This window comes from Arthrobacter sp. SD1074B, assembly GCF_056780195.1.
In genome coordinates this window covers 3,589,819-3,603,919 of record NZ_JBRAZT010000001.1, presented here as the reverse complement: position 1 = coordinate 3,603,919, position 14,101 = coordinate 3,589,819, and the positions used below count along the sequence as shown (strand labels likewise).

General features: G+C 70.1%; 13 protein-coding genes and 1 riboswitch. Of the genes, 6 read left to right on the top strand and 7 right to left on the bottom strand.

Features of this window, described 5'->3' with window-relative positions:
• Window positions 1-122: 122 nt before the first annotated feature.
• A complete protein-coding gene (locus ACUYM2_RS16825; protein WP_481601513.1) occupies window positions 123-1,361 on the top strand; it encodes an MFS transporter in 1,239 nt (412 codons plus the stop codon).
• 93 nt (window positions 1,362-1,454) lie between these two features.
• Here the strand turns inward: ACUYM2_RS16825 and ACUYM2_RS16820 are convergent, their stop codons facing one another.
• Both ACUYM2_RS16820 and ACUYM2_RS16815 read right to left on the bottom strand, forming a co-directional pair.
• Complete coding sequence (locus ACUYM2_RS16820; protein ID WP_481601098.1) at window positions 1,455-2,744, bottom strand: MFS transporter; 1,290 nt, start codon at window positions 2,742-2,744, stop codon at window positions 1,455-1,457.
• Between the two features lie 24 nt (window positions 2,745-2,768).
• Window positions 2,769-4,037 (bottom strand): M20 metallopeptidase family protein, encoded by a 1,269-nt coding sequence (locus ACUYM2_RS16815; protein WP_481601097.1) that lies wholly within the window; start codon window positions 4,035-4,037, stop codon window positions 2,769-2,771.
• A gap of 169 nt (window positions 4,038-4,206) precedes the next feature.
• Here ACUYM2_RS16815 and ACUYM2_RS16810 point away from each other — a divergent pair, with 169 nt between their 5' ends.
• From ACUYM2_RS16810 to ACUYM2_RS16800, 3 genes are all read left to right on the top strand, one after another.
• Window positions 4,207-5,238 carry an Lrp/AsnC family transcriptional regulator gene (locus ACUYM2_RS16810; protein WP_481601096.1) on the top strand — a complete coding sequence of 344 codons (1,032 nt, stop codon included), beginning with the start codon at window positions 4,207-4,209 and terminating at the stop codon, window positions 5,236-5,238.
• Window positions 5,239-5,311: 73 nt separating this feature from the next.
• Window positions 5,312-6,820, top strand: coding sequence for an MFS transporter (locus ACUYM2_RS16805; protein ID WP_481601095.1), 1,509 nt, complete (start codon window positions 5,312-5,314; stop codon window positions 6,818-6,820).
• A gap of 362 nt (window positions 6,821-7,182) precedes the next feature.
• Window positions 7,183-9,069, top strand: a complete 1,887-nt coding sequence (locus tag ACUYM2_RS16800) for a DEAD/DEAH box helicase (RefSeq protein WP_481601094.1) — start codon at window positions 7,183-7,185, stop codon at window positions 9,067-9,069.
• A 105-nt stretch (window positions 9,070-9,174) separates the two neighbouring features.
• Here the strand turns inward: ACUYM2_RS16800 and ACUYM2_RS16795 are convergent, their stop codons facing one another.
• The 5 genes from ACUYM2_RS16795 to ACUYM2_RS16775 all read right to left on the bottom strand — a co-directional run bounded on the left by ACUYM2_RS16795 (window position 9,175) and on the right by ACUYM2_RS16775 (window position 12,635).
• A complete protein-coding gene (locus ACUYM2_RS16795; RefSeq protein ID WP_481601093.1) occupies window positions 9,175-9,825 on the bottom strand; it encodes an MBL fold metallo-hydrolase in 651 nt (216 codons plus the stop codon).
• A 20-nt stretch (window positions 9,826-9,845) separates the two neighbouring features.
• Window positions 9,846-10,856 carry an aldo/keto reductase gene (locus tag ACUYM2_RS16790; protein WP_481601092.1) on the bottom strand — a complete coding sequence of 337 codons (1,011 nt, stop codon included), beginning with the start codon at window positions 10,854-10,856 and terminating at the stop codon, window positions 9,846-9,848.
• Between the two features lie 135 nt (window positions 10,857-10,991).
• The gene (locus ACUYM2_RS16785; protein ID WP_481601512.1) at window positions 10,992-11,393 is read right to left on the bottom strand and encodes a DMT family transporter; all 402 of its coding nucleotides are present in this window, start codon (window positions 11,391-11,393) and stop codon (window positions 10,992-10,994) included.
• A gap of 2 nt (window positions 11,394-11,395) precedes the next feature.
• Complete coding sequence (locus ACUYM2_RS16780) at window positions 11,396-11,719, bottom strand: DMT family transporter (RefSeq protein WP_481601091.1); 324 nt, start codon at window positions 11,717-11,719, stop codon at window positions 11,396-11,398.
• A gap of 9 nt (window positions 11,720-11,728) precedes the next feature.
• Window positions 11,729-11,796, bottom strand: a riboswitch (guanidine-III (ykkC-III) riboswitch).
• Window positions 11,797-11,975: 179 nt separating this feature from the next.
• On the bottom strand, window positions 11,976-12,635 hold the full coding sequence (locus ACUYM2_RS16775) for a HutD/Ves family protein (protein ID WP_481601090.1): 660 nt from the start codon (window positions 12,633-12,635) through the stop codon (window positions 11,976-11,978).
• A 131-nt stretch (window positions 12,636-12,766) separates the two neighbouring features.
• Between ACUYM2_RS16775 and ACUYM2_RS16770 the strand changes: the two genes are divergently transcribed.
• Window positions 12,767-13,366: a phosphoribosylanthranilate isomerase gene (locus tag ACUYM2_RS16770; RefSeq protein ID WP_481601089.1), complete on the top strand. Its 600-nt coding sequence runs from the start codon at window positions 12,767-12,769 to the stop codon at window positions 13,364-13,366.
• A 145-nt stretch (window positions 13,367-13,511) separates the two neighbouring features.
• Entirely contained in the window at window positions 13,512-14,072 is a 561-nt protein-coding gene (locus tag ACUYM2_RS16765) for a YceI family protein (RefSeq protein ID WP_481601088.1), read from the top strand.
• Window positions 14,073-14,101: the final 29 nt, after the last annotated feature.

The following is a 14,101-nucleotide window of genomic DNA, read 5'->3' as shown; positions in this document are numbered from 1 at the left end:
GCACCGCCTGCCAGAATGGGTCCGTGACGACACCAAAGAATGCGCCCGGATCCGCCGGCAGGGCCGCCCACGGCGCCCACAGGGGGCCGGACCACGCCCCGGACCACGCGGCGGACCATGGAGTGGACACCCTGGTCGACGCCGAGATCGACGACGTTCCCGCCGCGGAGCCCACAGTGCTCGGCAGCCGCCGTGCACTGGCCTACCTGGGCGTGTGTCTGGTGCTGATCGGGCTGAACCTGCGCACCGTGTTCTCCAGCTTCGCCGCGGTCCTCCCGGAGGTGACCGCCGACGCCGGCCTGCCGGGCTGGGCCGTCGTGGCGCTGACCACCGCGCCGGTGACCCTGCTGGGCGTGTTCGCCCCGCTCGCCCCGCTGCTGGCCCGGCGCTTCGGCGCCGAACGGGTGCTGCTGGGAGCCATGGCCGTGCTCACGGCGGGCCTGCTGCTGCGCCCGCTGGACACGCCCGGAGTGGGTCATCTGCCCGCGCTCCTGGCCGGCACCGCCGCGTGCGGAGCCGCGATCTCGCTCTGCAACGTCCTGCTTCCGGGCCTGGTCAAGCGCGACTTCCCGCACCGCCTCGGCCTGATGGGCGGGCTCTACACTACGGCGATCTGCGCCTCCGCGGCCCTCGGCGCCGGCTTCACCTACCCGCTGTTCAGCGCCACCGGCCAGTGGACGGCGGCGCTGTGGTTCTGGGCCCTGCCCGCCGGCGCCGTGCTGCTGTTGTTCCTCCCGCTCGCAGTAGCCCAGCGCCACGGGCGGCACCAGGTGGCGGCCAGCGGCGTCAACGTCTGGCGCTCGGCGATCGCCTGGCAGGTGACCGGGTTCATGGTGCTGCAGGCGATGATGTCCTTCAGCGTTTTCGCCTGGCTGGCGCCGATCCTGCGGGAACGCGGGGTGGACGGGGGCACCGCCGGGCTGATCGTGTCCGCCTCGATCGTGCTGCAGATGCTGGGATCCCTGTTCGCGCCCGCCCTGGCTGCCCGGCTCCGGGACCAGCGTGCCATCAACACGGTGGTGGCCTTGATGACCGGGGGAGGGTTCGCCCTGAGCATCTTCGGCCCGTTGGACCTGGTCTGGGTGTGGACCGGGCTGCTCGGCCTGGGCCAGGGCAGCCTGACCGCGGTGGCCCTGACCATGATCATGCTCCGCACCCGCGACGGCCACACCGCCGCCCACCTGTCCGGCATGATGCAGGGGGTGGGCTACGGCGTCGGCTCGGTCGGAACCCTGCTGGTGGGACAGCTGCACCAGGCCACCGGATCCTTCGCCGCGGCGGGGGTGCTCTTCCTGATGGTCGGCTCCCTGGCTGCCGTGTTCGGCTACCGCGCGGGGAAGGACCGTTTCGTCGGCGGCTGACCCAAGCAGCTGACAGCAGGGGCCGTCATGACGCCTCATAACGGCCCCTGCTGCCAGCCAGTTGGGCGGGTGCTGCCCAGAACGGGCGGCGGCTCAGAGCGTGAGGTCCTTGCCCTTCGTTTCCGGGATGGTAAAGACGAACGCGGCGGAGATGGCCAGCAGCAGCACGGCATAGACGTTGAACAGCTGCGGCAGCTGCAGGCTCGTACCGAGCCACTGCTGGAGGTACGGAGCGGTGCCGCCGAAGAGCGCCACGCAGATCGAGTACGGCACGCCGACGCCGACGGTGCGGATGCTCGTGGGGAACAGCTCGGCGTAGACGGCCGGGACGATCGCCGCGCTCGCGGCGATGAAGACCAGCATCACGGACATGCTGACCGCCAACTGCCAGGCCGAATCCTTGAGCAGGGCGGTCATCGGGAAATGCATGATGCCCGCGCCGATCGCACCGGACCACAGCACCTTCTTGCGGCCGATCCGGTCCGAGAGTTTGCCCCAGAACGGCAGCGCGGCGATGAACACGATGTTGCCGATCACGCCGGCCCACAGGGCTTCGCCGCGGTCGATCTTCAGGGCGGTGGTGGCGTAGCTGGGGGCAACGACGCCCCAGATGTAGTAGATCACCGTCAGGCCGACAGTCAGGCCGATGACCTGCAGCGCCTGCTTGCGGTGGCGGACGATCTGCGGCCAGATCGGAGCGCGCTTCTCCTCGGTCCCTTCGCCGGCAAAGATGTCGGTTTCGTGTAGCCGGGACCGCATGAATAGTGCGTAGAGCCCCATGGCCGCGCCGACCAGGAACGGGATGCGCCAGCCCCAGGCGTTCATCACTTCGGTGCTCAGGGCCATATTGAGCACGGCGCCCAGCAGGGTGCCGAACAGGATCCCCAAGGTGCCTGAGGTGTAAATCAGGGTCGCCCAGAAGCCGCGGTGTTCCCTCGGCGCCATTTCGGACAGGTACGTCTGCGACGACGGCAGCTCGCCGCCGTGCGCCAGGCCCTGGACCAGCCGGGCGACCAGGAGCATGAACGACGCCCAGGCGCCGACTGCCGCGAAGGTCGGTGCGATGCCGATCATCAGGCTGCCCACCGAGGCGAGTCCGACGGCGAGTGTCATGGACGCCTTGCGGCCGATCCGGTCGCCGATCCAGCCGAACAGGAAGCCGCCGAACGGTCGGGCCACGAAGCCGACGGCAAAAATCGCCAGCGTGGACAGCACCGCGGAAGCGGGATCGGCCTTGCTGAAGAGCTGGCTGGCGATGAACGGCGTGAAGGTGGCATAGATGGCCCAGTCGTACCATTCGACGGCGTTGCCGATGCCGGTGCCGATGATGGTCTTGCGGGTGGAGGTCCGGGTTGCCGTCGGCAGGGACGCGGTTGCGGTCATGGTGTTCTCCCTCAAGGGGTAGGGCTAGGAAAGGGTGGAGGCGGCGGCAACGGTGTTGCCCGTGCCGGGAGCGGCCGCTGCCGCAAGGGCGGCGAGCCGGGAAAAGGCGAGTTCCGCGTAGAGCGCGGCGCCGTCGGCCAGCACGCCGTCGTCGAACGTGGCGTACGGGGAGTGGTTGAACGCGGTGGCGGCGTGGTCGGCGCCGCGGGGGACGGCGCTCAGCCCGATGAAGGTGCCGGGGACCTCGGCCAGGACCCGCGAGAAGTCCTCGGAGCCGCTCAGCGGGGTGGCCCAGCGGGCGAGCCGGGAATCGCCGAACAGTCCCTCGATGACGTCCTCCGCGGTGTGCGTTTCGTCTTCGTCGGTGATGGTGAGGGGGTACTCCTGCTGGTAGTCGACGTCGACGTCGAGGCCGTGCGCCGCCGCGATGCCCTTCAGCAGGCGCGGCACGGCGTCCATCATTTTTTGCCGGGATTGCTCGGAGAAGGTCCTGATGGTGGCCTCGATGCGTGCGGTTTCCGGGATGATGTTGCGCTTGGTGCCGGCCTGGAGCACCCCCACGGACAGGACGACGGGGTCGAACATGTTGAACTGGCGGGTCACCATGACCTGGAGGGCGGTGACCATTTCGGCCGCGGCCGTGACGGGGTCCTTCGCCGAATGCGGGGCCGAACCGTGGCCGCCGGCGCCCAGCACGGTGACCGTCAGGCCGTCGGAGGAACTGAGCATGACACCGGGTTTGGTGCAGAAGGTGCCGTGTGGTTCCAAGGCGGAGAACACGTGCATGCCATACGCGGCGTCCACGCGCCGGCCGGCCGCGTCCAGCACGCCTTCGCGGATCATGTGGCTGGCGCCGTCGAAGCCTTCCTCGCCGGGTTGGAACATGAGCACGACGTCGCCGGCCAGCCGGTGCCGCCGCTCGGCCAGGAGGGTTGCGGCGCCGGTCAGCATGGCGGTGTGCAGGTCGTGGCCGCAGGCGTGCATGGCGCCGTCGATCCTGGACGTGTAGTCCACGCCGGTTTTCTCCTGCACCGGCAGGCCGTCCATGTCCGCGCGCAGGAGGACGGCGGGGCGGCTCTCCGTGCCGATTCCGGAGTCCTGGCCGCGCAGCACCGCGGTGACCGACGTCGTGTCCTGGCCGAGGGTGATCTCGTAGCCGAGCCCGTCGAGCGCCTTGAGTACTTTCTCCTGGGTGCGGGGCAGCGTCAGGCCGATCTCGGGCTCCCGATGCAGCTCGTGGCGGAGCCGGGCAAGGTCCGGCTGCATGTCCCGGGCGTCTGCGGTGATCGGCACGTGTTCTCCTCAGTAGTTGGTGTCATAGGTCGGTGTAGGGCGGTTCGGGTCCGTCGGGGACCTTCTGCGTCTATTCTGAAGTGACCTGGTTCACAGGATCGAAAATGGCTGAAAAAATGCAGAAAATAGCTCATTGCGCAGGTTTTATGCATGAGCGGAAGGGTGGAGGGTGGAACTCAGCGAAGAGGACCTTGCCTTGATCAACGTCCTGCAGATCGCCCCGCGCCTGAGCTGGGCCGATGCCGCGGAGGTGCTGGGCGTTCACGCCACCACCCTCGCGGCCCGCTGGGAGCGGCTGCGTGCCTCCGGCGTTTCCTGGGTCACCGCCCACCTGATCGGCGACCCCCACCAGATGTGCCTGGCGTTTGTCGCGGTGGACTGTGAGATGCACCGGCGCGAGGAGGTCACCGCCCGGCTTGCCGGGATGCCGGAAATCATCACGGTGGAGGAAGCGGCCAGTAACCGGGACCTCATGCTGACCGTCATCACGTCCTCCCTGGACGACTTCAGTACAAAGGTGATTCAGCGGCTGAAGGAGATCGACGGGCTGCTCAAATACCAGACCGCGTTGTGCACCAGGCTGCATGCAGGCGGCGGATCGTGGCGGCTGAACGTGCTCAGCCGCGCACAGCAGGCCGCCGTGAAGGCCATGGCCGGACCCGAGGCCACCGGTAGTGTCCCGGCCGCCGCCAGGGAGGACCTGCCCGCCAGCCACCTGGCGCTCCTGCCGTTCCTGGCCAAGGACGGACGGGCGACGGCGGCGGAGATTGCCCGCGGGTTGGGCAGGCATCCGGCCACGGTCCAGCGGCAACTCAACCGGGTGCTCGCGAGCGGAATCCTGTCCTTCCGCTGCGAGGTCGCGCAGCGGTTTTCGGCCTTCCCGGTGACCTGCCAGTGGTTCGTCAACGTCCCGGCCGGCCGGCACGAGGAGGCCGCCGCCGAGCTGAAGTCGATCCGGAACGTGCGGCTCAGTGCCTCCACCACGGGGCCCACCAACTTCGTGATCATCATGTGGCTGCAGTCCCTGGCGGACGTCATGAACATCGAACTGGCCCTGCAGCAGAAGGTGCCGGGGATCGAGCTGGTGGAAAGCGTCGTCATGCTGAGCACCGTGAAGCGGGTGGGCTGGATGCTGAACCCGGACTCCAGGGCGAGCGGCGCCGTGGTGGTTCCGGCCGAAGGCATCGGTGCGGCCGGGTGAGCCTTCGGGCCCGGGCGGGCGGCGGTCCGTCCCGCCGTCGCAGGCCGAGTGCCCTTCTTATAGGCTGTGGCACGTGCTTCGAAACGACCCGTCCGGACCGGGCGCCGCCCCCGCCCTGGCTACTGGCGGCATCTTCCACCGCCACTACCTGCTGGTGACCCTGGGCGCCCTGGCCCTCGTGTTCCTGGCGGCCTTCGAGTCGCTGGCCGTCACGACCATCATGCCGCTGGTCAGCCGTGAACTGGACGGCGCCAGCCTCTATGCCCTGGCGTTCGCCGGTCCGCTGGCCACCGGTGTCATCGGGATGGTGGCCGCCGGGAACTGGTCGGACCGGCGCGGTCCGGTGGGTCCGCTCTATGCATCCGTGGCCCTGTTCGTCCTGGGCCTGCTGATCGCCGGATCGGCGGGGACCATGGCCGTGCTCCTCGCCGGCAGGCTGGTGCAGGGACTCGGCGGCGGCGCAGTGACGGTGGCCCTCTACGTGGTGGTGGCCCGCGTCTATCCGCCAGTGCTGCATCCCAAGATCTTCGCCGCCTTCGCCGCGGCCTGGGTGGTTCCGTCGCTGGTGGGCCCGTTCGCCGCCGGGCTGGTCGCCCAGCTGGCCGGCTGGCACTGGGTCTTCCTCGGCGTGGTCGGCCTGGTGGTGCCGGCGCTGCTGATGATCGTGCCGGCCCTGCGCGGACTCTCCGGCGGGGACGGCGGGCGTGGCGGCGACGCCGACGGCGGGGCCGCCGAGAGCGACGGCGCGGGCGGCGGGGCCGAATGCGGGACCGCCGGGACCGCCGTCGCAGCGTCCGCGGAGGAGGGCGTTGCGCCCGGCAAGCCGTGGGACTACGGGAGGCTGGCCTGGGCCGCCCTCGCAGCGCTCGCGGTCCTCGGGCTGAACCTGTCCGTGGAGCTGCCGGCGGCCGGCTGGGTACTGGCGGCGGCCGCCGTCGTCGTGGCGCTGGTTGCGGTGCGACCCCTGGTGCCCCGCGGGACCCTGACGGCCCGCCGCGGCCTGCCCGCCGTCATCCTCTCCCGGGGCCTCGCGTCGGCGGCGTTTTTCGGTGCGGAGGTGTACCTGCCTTACCTGCTGGTGGAGCGCTACGTCTTCTCGCCCACCTTCGCCGGCCTGACCCTCACCGGCGGGGCCCTGGCCTGGGCGGCGGCCTCGGCGGTCCAGGGCCGGCTCGGGGCCAGGCTGGACCACCGCCGGGCGATCAGGATCGGCTCGGCGCTGGTCCTGGGCGCCGTCCTCCTGGCGCTCGCGACCACGCTCCTGGCCTGGCCGGCTGCAGTCGCGATCACCGGCTGGATCTTCGCCGGCGGCGGGATGGGGCTGATGTACCCGCGGCTGAGCGTGATGACCTTGGCGCTGTCCACCAAGGACACCGAGGGCTTCAACAGCTCCGCCATGTCCATCTCCGACTCGCTCGGCGGCGCCCTGGCGCTGGCCTGCACGGGGATCGTCTTCGCGGCGTTCACGACGGCGGCGGGCGCCGGCGCCGCGCCGTTCGCGGGGGTCTTCGCGCTCACTGCCGCGATCGGCGTCGCGGGCGTGGCGGTGGCCCCGAGGGTATCCGGCGCCGGGCCGGCCTAGGGCCCCGTTCCACGCAACTGCGAGCCAGCCGGGCGGCCCCGGAAACGAGAGGGCGGACGCAGATGCTAGACTGGAGGAACTTGATGTGCAGTGATGCCCACTTTGGATTCGGTTGGCCAGCTTCGGCTCACCAGTCGGATCCCCTGCAGGATTCCTCCCGGACTCCGGACGCAGGCGGTGGGCTTTATTCATGTGAGAGGCACATCCTGCGTCGATGAACGCGTTCTATTTGGTCCCGACGGCCTGCAAAATTTTGCAAGCGGCCCGGTTGATCACCTGACTTTTCTTCGGCGAACCCCTGGGCCAACCGGCACCGGGGGCCGATATCCGCATGGATACCGCCTGAAAGACCTTTGACACACATGACTACATTTGCTGCCCTCGGCACGCCCAAGGCCCTCGCCGACACCCTCACCGCCCAGGGGATCGTTGAACCGTTCCCCATCCAGGTCAAGACCCTCCCGGACACCCTGGCGGGACGCGACGTCCTGGGCCGCGGCCGCACCGGCTCCGGCAAGACCATCGCCTTCGCCATCCCGCTGGTTGCACGGCTCGCCGAGCGGGAAGCCGCGCACTTCCGTAAGCCCGGCCGCCCCATGGGACTGGTCCTGGCACCGACCCGTGAACTGGCCACCCAGATCAACGCGACCATCGAGCCGATGGCCAAGGCCATGGGCCTGACCACCACGGTCATTTTCGGCGGTATCTCCCAGGCCCGCCAGGAAAAGGCGCTGCGCTCCGGCGTCGACATCGTCATCGCCTGCCCGGGCCGCCTGGAGGACCTGATCCGCCAGCGCATCCTGACCCTTGAGGCCGTCGAGATCACGGTCCTGGACGAGGCTGACCACATGGCCGACCTCGGGTTCCTCCCGGTGGTCAAGAAGCTCATGGACATGACCCCCAGCCAGGGCCAGCGCCTGCTCTTCTCCGCCACCCTGGACAACGGTGTGGACAAGATCGTGCAGCGCTACCTGTCCAACCCGCTGACCCACGCGGTGGACGAATCTCAGGCTGCGGTGACCACCATGGAGCACCACGTCCTCGTCGTCAACGACCAGACGGTCAAGAAGCAGCTGATCGTCGAGCTCGCCTCCGGCGCCGGTCGCCGGGTGCTCTTCATGCGCACCAAGCACCACGCCCGCAAGCTTGCCAAGACCCTGACCGACGCCGGCATCCCCGCCGTCGACCTGCACGGCAACCTGTCGCAGAACGCCCGTGACCGCAACCTCGCCGAGTTCTCCTCCGGCGACGTCCGCGTCCTGGTGGCTACCGACGTCGCTGCCCGCGGTGTCCACGTCGACGACGTCGAACTGGTCATCCACGTGGATCCGCCCACAGAGCACAAGGCGTACTTGCACCGCTCGGGCCGTACCGCCCGCGCCGGTTCCGACGGCACCGTAGTCACGCTGACCCTCCCGGAGCAGCAGTCCGACGTCAAGAAGCTGATGAAGGCTGCCGGGGTCGAGGTCAACTTCGAACGCGTCACCGCCAATTCCCCGCTGGTCGCCGAGCTGGTGGGCGAGATGGCCGAGAAGATCGACCCGCGCACCCGCGCCGCACTGCTGGCCACCAAGGCCAAGCAGCAGGGCGGCGGCACCTCCACCGGTGCCAACGCCGAGCGCAAGCGCGCCCGCCGCACCACCCAGGCTGCACCCACCGCGGGTGGACGGGGCGGCCGTGGCGGCCGCGGACGTGTCGGAGCAGAGGCCCCCCGCACGGATCTGCCGCGCGCCGAGCGCCGCGCCGTAGCCTACGAAGGACAGGCCGCCGCCCGCAACGCCGCCGATCGCGTCGCCGAAAAGAACCAGGACCGGGCCGACGCCGAGCGCGCCGAGCGCCGCAACGCCCGTGGCCGCACCACCGCCTACGCGCACCATAACGATGTTCCCGCCGCCGGCGGCCGCGCCTCCGCCGGCCGTGGCTCCGACGGCCGTGCAGCTGATGGCCGCGACTCCCGCGGCGGCTCCGCACCCCGCAGCGGCGCACCCCGCACCGGCGCACCCCGCACCGGCGCAGCCCGCACCGGCGCTTCGACCGGCGGCCAGCGCGGCGGACGCCCCGCCACCGGCCAGCGCGCAGCGGCCGGCGCCAAGTCCGGCGGCTCCGCAGCGGTCTGGTCCTCCAACACCGGTGGCACCTCCGGCGGATCCTACGCAGGCGGCGGCCGCTCCGGCGAAGGCCGTCCGGCACGCAGCGGCGGCCCCCGCCGCGCGTCGGCCCCTGCGTCGAACGAACGCCGCAGCCGCTAAGGTTCCGGCGTTCCGCTGGCCTAAGTAGTTTCCGCTACGCAAACGGACGGCCGCTACGGGGATCCCCGTAGCGGCCGTCCGAAAGCGCAGCGAAAAGCCCCGGCCTTACCAGCCGCGGGCGCGCCACTCTTCCAGGTGCGGACGTTCCGCGCCGAGAGTGGTGGCCTTCCCGTGGCCCGGGTGCACCACGGTGTCATCCGGGTAAACGTCGAACAGCCGCTCGCTGACGTCGCTGATCAGCTGGGCAAACCGCTCCGGATCCTGCTGCGTGTTGCCCACGCCGCCGGGGAACAGCGAATCGCCGGAGAAAATATGCGCCGGGCCCTCCGGGTCCTGGTAGACCAAGGCCACCGACCCCGGGGTATGCCCGCGCAGGTGCACTGCCGTCACGTCGAACCCGTCGAAGTTGCCGACGTCGCCGTGGTCCAGCAGTACATCGACCTTCACCGGCAGTTCCGGGGCGTCATCCGTCCCGGCCGCCGTCTTGGCGCCGGTGGCTTCCACCAGGCCCGGCAGCGCACGGACGTGGTCCCAGTGCTGGTGGGTGGTGGCAATCAGCGCCAGCTTCGGCGTCGCGGCGGTATCCGCGGCGGCGTCAGCGAGCAGCCCCTGGATGGCGGCCAGATCATCGGCCGCATCGATCAGGAGCTGCGCACCGGACGCCTTGGCGGTGAGCAGGTACACGTTGTTGTCCATCTCGCTGACCGAAATCCGGCGGATGGTGATGTCACGAAGTGAATGAATAAGCGAGTCCATGGGCTTTAGTCTAGGACGGGCTATTCGCGGCCCTGGGAAACCCAGTTGGGGTCTGCCGAGCGGGAGCCGACGACGGCGTCCGCGGCGGCGTCGAGCCACTCCAGTTGCGCCGGGGTCAGGTCGAGCGACAGGGCGCCGAGGTTTTCATCGATCCGGGCCGCCTTGCGGGTCCCGGGGATGGGGACCACCGGTAGCCCCAGCTTGCGGCCTTGGGCGAGCAGCCAGGCCAGCGCCACCTGGGCCGGCGTCGCGGCGTGTCCGGGACTGCTGAGCTCCGCGGCCACCGCCTGGACCGCGCTGACCACAGCCTGGTTGGCGTCCAGCGCGGTTTCGGTGAAGCGCGGGATGTTGCGGCGGAAGTCGTTGCTGCCCAGCTTCGAAGCGTCAACCGTGCCGGTGAGGAATCCCCGGCCCAGCGGCGAGTAAGGCACAAAACCCACGCCCAGTTCGGCCGCGGCAGGAACAACGTTGCGTTCCACGTCGCGGCTCCAGATGGACCATTCGCTCTGGACTGCGGCGATCGGGTGGACGCTGCTGGCCTCCCGCAGTTCCTCGGCCGTCACTTCCGACAGGCCAAGGTGCCGCACCTTCCCGGCCTGCACCAGCCCCGCCATGGCCTCCACGGTTTCCACAATCGGAACGCGGAGGTCGCGGCGGTGCATGTAGTACAGGTCGATGGTGTCGGTGCCCAGGCGCTGCAGGCTGCGGTCCACCGCCTGCTTCACGTAGGCGGCGTCGCCGCGGATGTCCGAGTAGCCGGTGGACGGTGTTCCCACCAGGCCGAACTTGGTGGCCAGCTGCACCTCGCCGCGGCGTTCCTTGAGCAACCGGGCGATCAGCTCCTCGTTGCTGCCGCCGCCGTAGATGTCCGCCGTGTCGATAAAGCTCACACCCGCGTCCACGGCGTGGTGCAGGGTGGCCAGGGCCTCGGCCGGATCCACGTCGCCGTAGACGGGGGTCAGGGCCATGCCGCCGAACCCCAGCGGGCTGACGCTGAGTCCGTCGCCGAGCTGGACTGTTGCTGAAGACATCTTTGATCTCCTATCGCTGTTTCCTAGCCGCAACCCGTGTCCGCTCCGGTGTATTCCAACGCTCCCGCCCAGTTGCTGCCAGCGGACAGCCCTGAGCCACGGCGCGTCGCCCCGGATTACCCCTCGAGGCAGGCATCAACTGGGCGGGAGCGTCCGGGATGCCGAGGGGGAGGGCGGCAGGAGCTTCAGGCCGGCCGCGCAGGCCACGATCCCGGCAATGAAGAGCAGTTTCAGCGGACTCGCGGGCTCGACGCCGGTCGCCATCGCCCAGCCGACCGTGAGTGCGGCGCCGATTCCCACCCAGACGGCGTAAGCGGTACCCAGCGGAATGCGCTTCACCGCCACACCCAGCCCTGCCAGGCTCAGGGTTGCAGCCACGGCGAACACGGCGGTGGGTCCCGGCCGCGCGAAACCGTCCGACAGTCCGAGGGCCGTGGCCCACACCGCCTCCAGGACCGCGGAGGCAAGCAGGACGACCCAGGCCAGCGTGGTGCGGGGCGTCCTGGCCACTGCTCCCTGCCCAAGGTTCACAGCCATGCTCACGCCACCAGCTTCAGGCCGGCCACACACGCGGCGATCCCGGCAAGCAGCAGGATGCGTCCAGTCGTGGCGGGTTCGGCCTTGGTGGTCATGGCGTACACCGCGGTCAGGACGACGCCGACGCCCACCCAGACGGCGTAGGCGGTGCCGGTGGGAATGCTTTGCATCGCGACGGCCAGGCCGCCGGTACTAGCAGCGACGGCGACCAGGAAGACCGCGGCCGGCGCAATCCGACGGCGCCCGCGGGCCCGGGACGCCCGGTGCAACGCTGCAGCCCAGACAGCCTCCAGCGCCCCGGAAAATATGAGGATGAACCACGACATGACAGATCCTTTGGCCAGTCTTGTCGCGTGCCGGGTACTGAACCGTCGTCCGGAGGCCGCGAAGCAGGCGGCCTTGATTCCAGCCTAGCAACGCGTCGAGGTGGGCGGCCAGCCCGGGCGAACCCCCGCCGAGCATTCCCGGGTCCGCCAGGTCCATCGGTTGCTCCATAACGGCCGTTTTGAGGGACCATAACGGCACTTTTGGAGCAATCGAGGGGATTCTGGCGGGGGTCCAGGGGCGTCGGCCGGGGAGAAGCTAAGCTTCGGGGCTCCCGACGGGATCCGCCGGATTAGCGGGATCCGCCGGGTCGATGGACACGACGGCAAGGAAGCCGCGGCCCAGGATTTCCGGCGTGCCGGTGTCCGAGCCGACGACGGCGTCATACCGGTCGAGCGGCTGGGGCACGGCGTCGCCGGCGCCGCCGCCGCCCGCACCCGGGGCGCCGCCGTCGGTGACGGTGGCCTGTCCCTGCAGCAGGATGCCGAACTGGCCGGCAAAGACCGGGTGGGCGCGCTTCTTGGAGAGTTCGATGATGGAGGTGTAGCCCTTGAAGGCGCCCGTGCGGGTGATGACGTTCAGGTCGCGGATGTCGCCGGTCGGCAGGGCTCCTGCCGCGTCCGCATCGCCGGAGAACCGGAAAGGCCGGTATTTCTCCAGGGGATGCTCGGCGCCGTCCACGGTGAGCAGCAGCAACTCGCCGTCGACCACGGTGAGCACCCGCTCCATCCCAGCAAAGCGGGAGAACGCTCCGGCCCGCGCGACCTCGGCGATGCTGACGCGCCAGTCCCAGTTTCCGGCGTCTGCCGCGGCGCCCTGCCCGGCAGCCGCCACCGGGAACCTGGCCAGTTCGCGGGTCGCCCCGCCGCCGTTGCGCCAGGGGGCGGGCTTGAGGTCGGCATAGCGGATGATCTCCATCGACCCAGCCTAGCGGCCAGCCGCCGGACGCCGGGACCAGCGCCGGACGCCGGGCGCCGGGACGTAACGTCAGCGTGGCCGGGATGGGCTTGCTAACGTCAGAGCAGCGAAAAACTGCGGAGGGAGCCGGAATGTTCGTCAAAGTGTGCGGCCTCAGTACCACCGATTCGGTGCTGGCCGCGGTCGACGCCGGGGCCGATGCCCTCGGTTTCGTGCTGACACGCAGCCCGCGCGAGGTGGCCCCGGCCAGGGTCCGTGAGCTGCTCTCCGCGGTGCCGGCCGGGCTGCCCGCGGTGGGGGTCTTCCGGCACGAGGCGGCGGCCGACGCCGTCGCCGTGGCCCGCGCGGCCGGGCTGGAATGGGTCCAGCTGCACGGCGACCGCACCGCCGGCGATGTGCACACAGTCCACGACGCCGGCCTGAAGGTCATCCGGGCCGTCACCATGTCCGCGGCCCGGGAAGCGTTTGCGGACTGGGGCGAGGAGCTGCTGCTCATCGACGCCGCGGTGCCCGGCTCCGGGGAAGCCTGGGACTACGCCTCGGTCCGGGCGCTGGGGCTGGAAGGACGGAACTGGCTGCTGGCCGGCGGGCTGGACCCGCAGAATGTGGCCGAAGCCGCCGCCGCGGCCGGCGCCTGGGGAGTGGACGTCTCCTCCGGCGTCGAGCAATTCCGCGGCGTCAAGGACCTGGCGAAAATCCGCGCCTTCGTCCGGGCGGCCAAGGGGTTCTGACCGGCACCCGGCGGCTCCGCAGCCGGCGCCGCTCCTGATCCGGCGGGCGCACCTACCGCCGGGATAGCATCCTCGTTAGCATGCTTCATAGGGACTCCCGAATCCCGGCGGGAACGCCCGTCACCTATTCAAAGGAGAAGCGGCCATGGCCCTGCCTGAAGGATTGACCCCCGGCGTCTGGACGCTGGACATGTCCCACAGCGAGATCGGCTTCAGCGTTCGACATGCCGGGATCAGCAAAGTCCGCGGCCGCTTTAACGAGGCCGCGGCGGAGGCACGTGTCCGGGATTCGTTGGCGGATGCCAGCCTGCACGCCACCATCAAGACCGCCAGCTTCGACTCCGGAGACGCCAACCGCGACGGCCACGTGCGCGGACCGGACTTTTTCGACGTCGAGAAGTTCCCGGAGATGACCTTTCGCGCGACGTCCATCAGGGGCGTCGGCGAGGACTACGTGCTGACCGGCGACCTCACCATCCGCGACGTGACCAAGCCCGTGGACCTGGAAGTCGAGTTCACCGGCGTCGCGGTGGATCCCTTTGGCGCAACCCGGGCCGGGTTCAGCGCCGAGGCCGACATCAGCCGCAAGGAATTCGGCCTGACCTGGAACGCGGCCCTCGAAGCCGGGGGATTGCTGGTCAGCGACAAGGTCAAGATCAGCGTCGAAGCGGCCATGGTCAAGCAGGCCGATAGCGAGCCTGCCTGACCCCCAGGGACGCCTGGTTCCGGGGCCGG

Excerpts from the sequence above, each read along its gene's own strand:
- ACUYM2_RS16820 (WP_481601098.1), bottom strand. The coding sequence starts at position 2,744 with ATGACCGCAACCGCGTCCCTGCCGACGGCAACCCGGACCTCCACCCGC.
- ACUYM2_RS16800 (WP_481601094.1), top strand. The coding sequence starts at position 7,183 with ATGACTACATTTGCTGCCCTCGGCACGCCCAAGGCCCTCGCCGACACC.
- ACUYM2_RS16795 (WP_481601093.1), bottom strand. The coding sequence starts at position 9,825 with ATGGACTCGCTTATTCATTCACTTCGTGACATCACCATCCGCCGGATT.
- ACUYM2_RS16790 (WP_481601092.1), bottom strand. The coding sequence starts at position 10,856 with ATGTCTTCAGCAACAGTCCAGCTCGGCGACGGACTCAGCGTCAGCCCG.
- ACUYM2_RS16785 (WP_481601512.1), bottom strand. The coding sequence starts at position 11,393 with ATGGCTGTGAACCTTGGGCAGGGAGCAGTGGCCAGGACGCCCCGCACC.
- ACUYM2_RS16780 (WP_481601091.1), bottom strand. The coding sequence starts at position 11,719 with ATGTCGTGGTTCATCCTCATATTTTCCGGGGCGCTGGAGGCTGTCTGG.
- ACUYM2_RS16775 (WP_481601090.1), bottom strand. The coding sequence starts at position 12,635 with ATGGAGATCATCCGCTATGCCGACCTCAAGCCCGCCCCCTGGCGCAAC.
- ACUYM2_RS16770 (WP_481601089.1), top strand. The coding sequence starts at position 12,767 with ATGTTCGTCAAAGTGTGCGGCCTCAGTACCACCGATTCGGTGCTGGCC.
- ACUYM2_RS16765 (WP_481601088.1), top strand. The coding sequence starts at position 13,512 with ATGGCCCTGCCTGAAGGATTGACCCCCGGCGTCTGGACGCTGGACATG.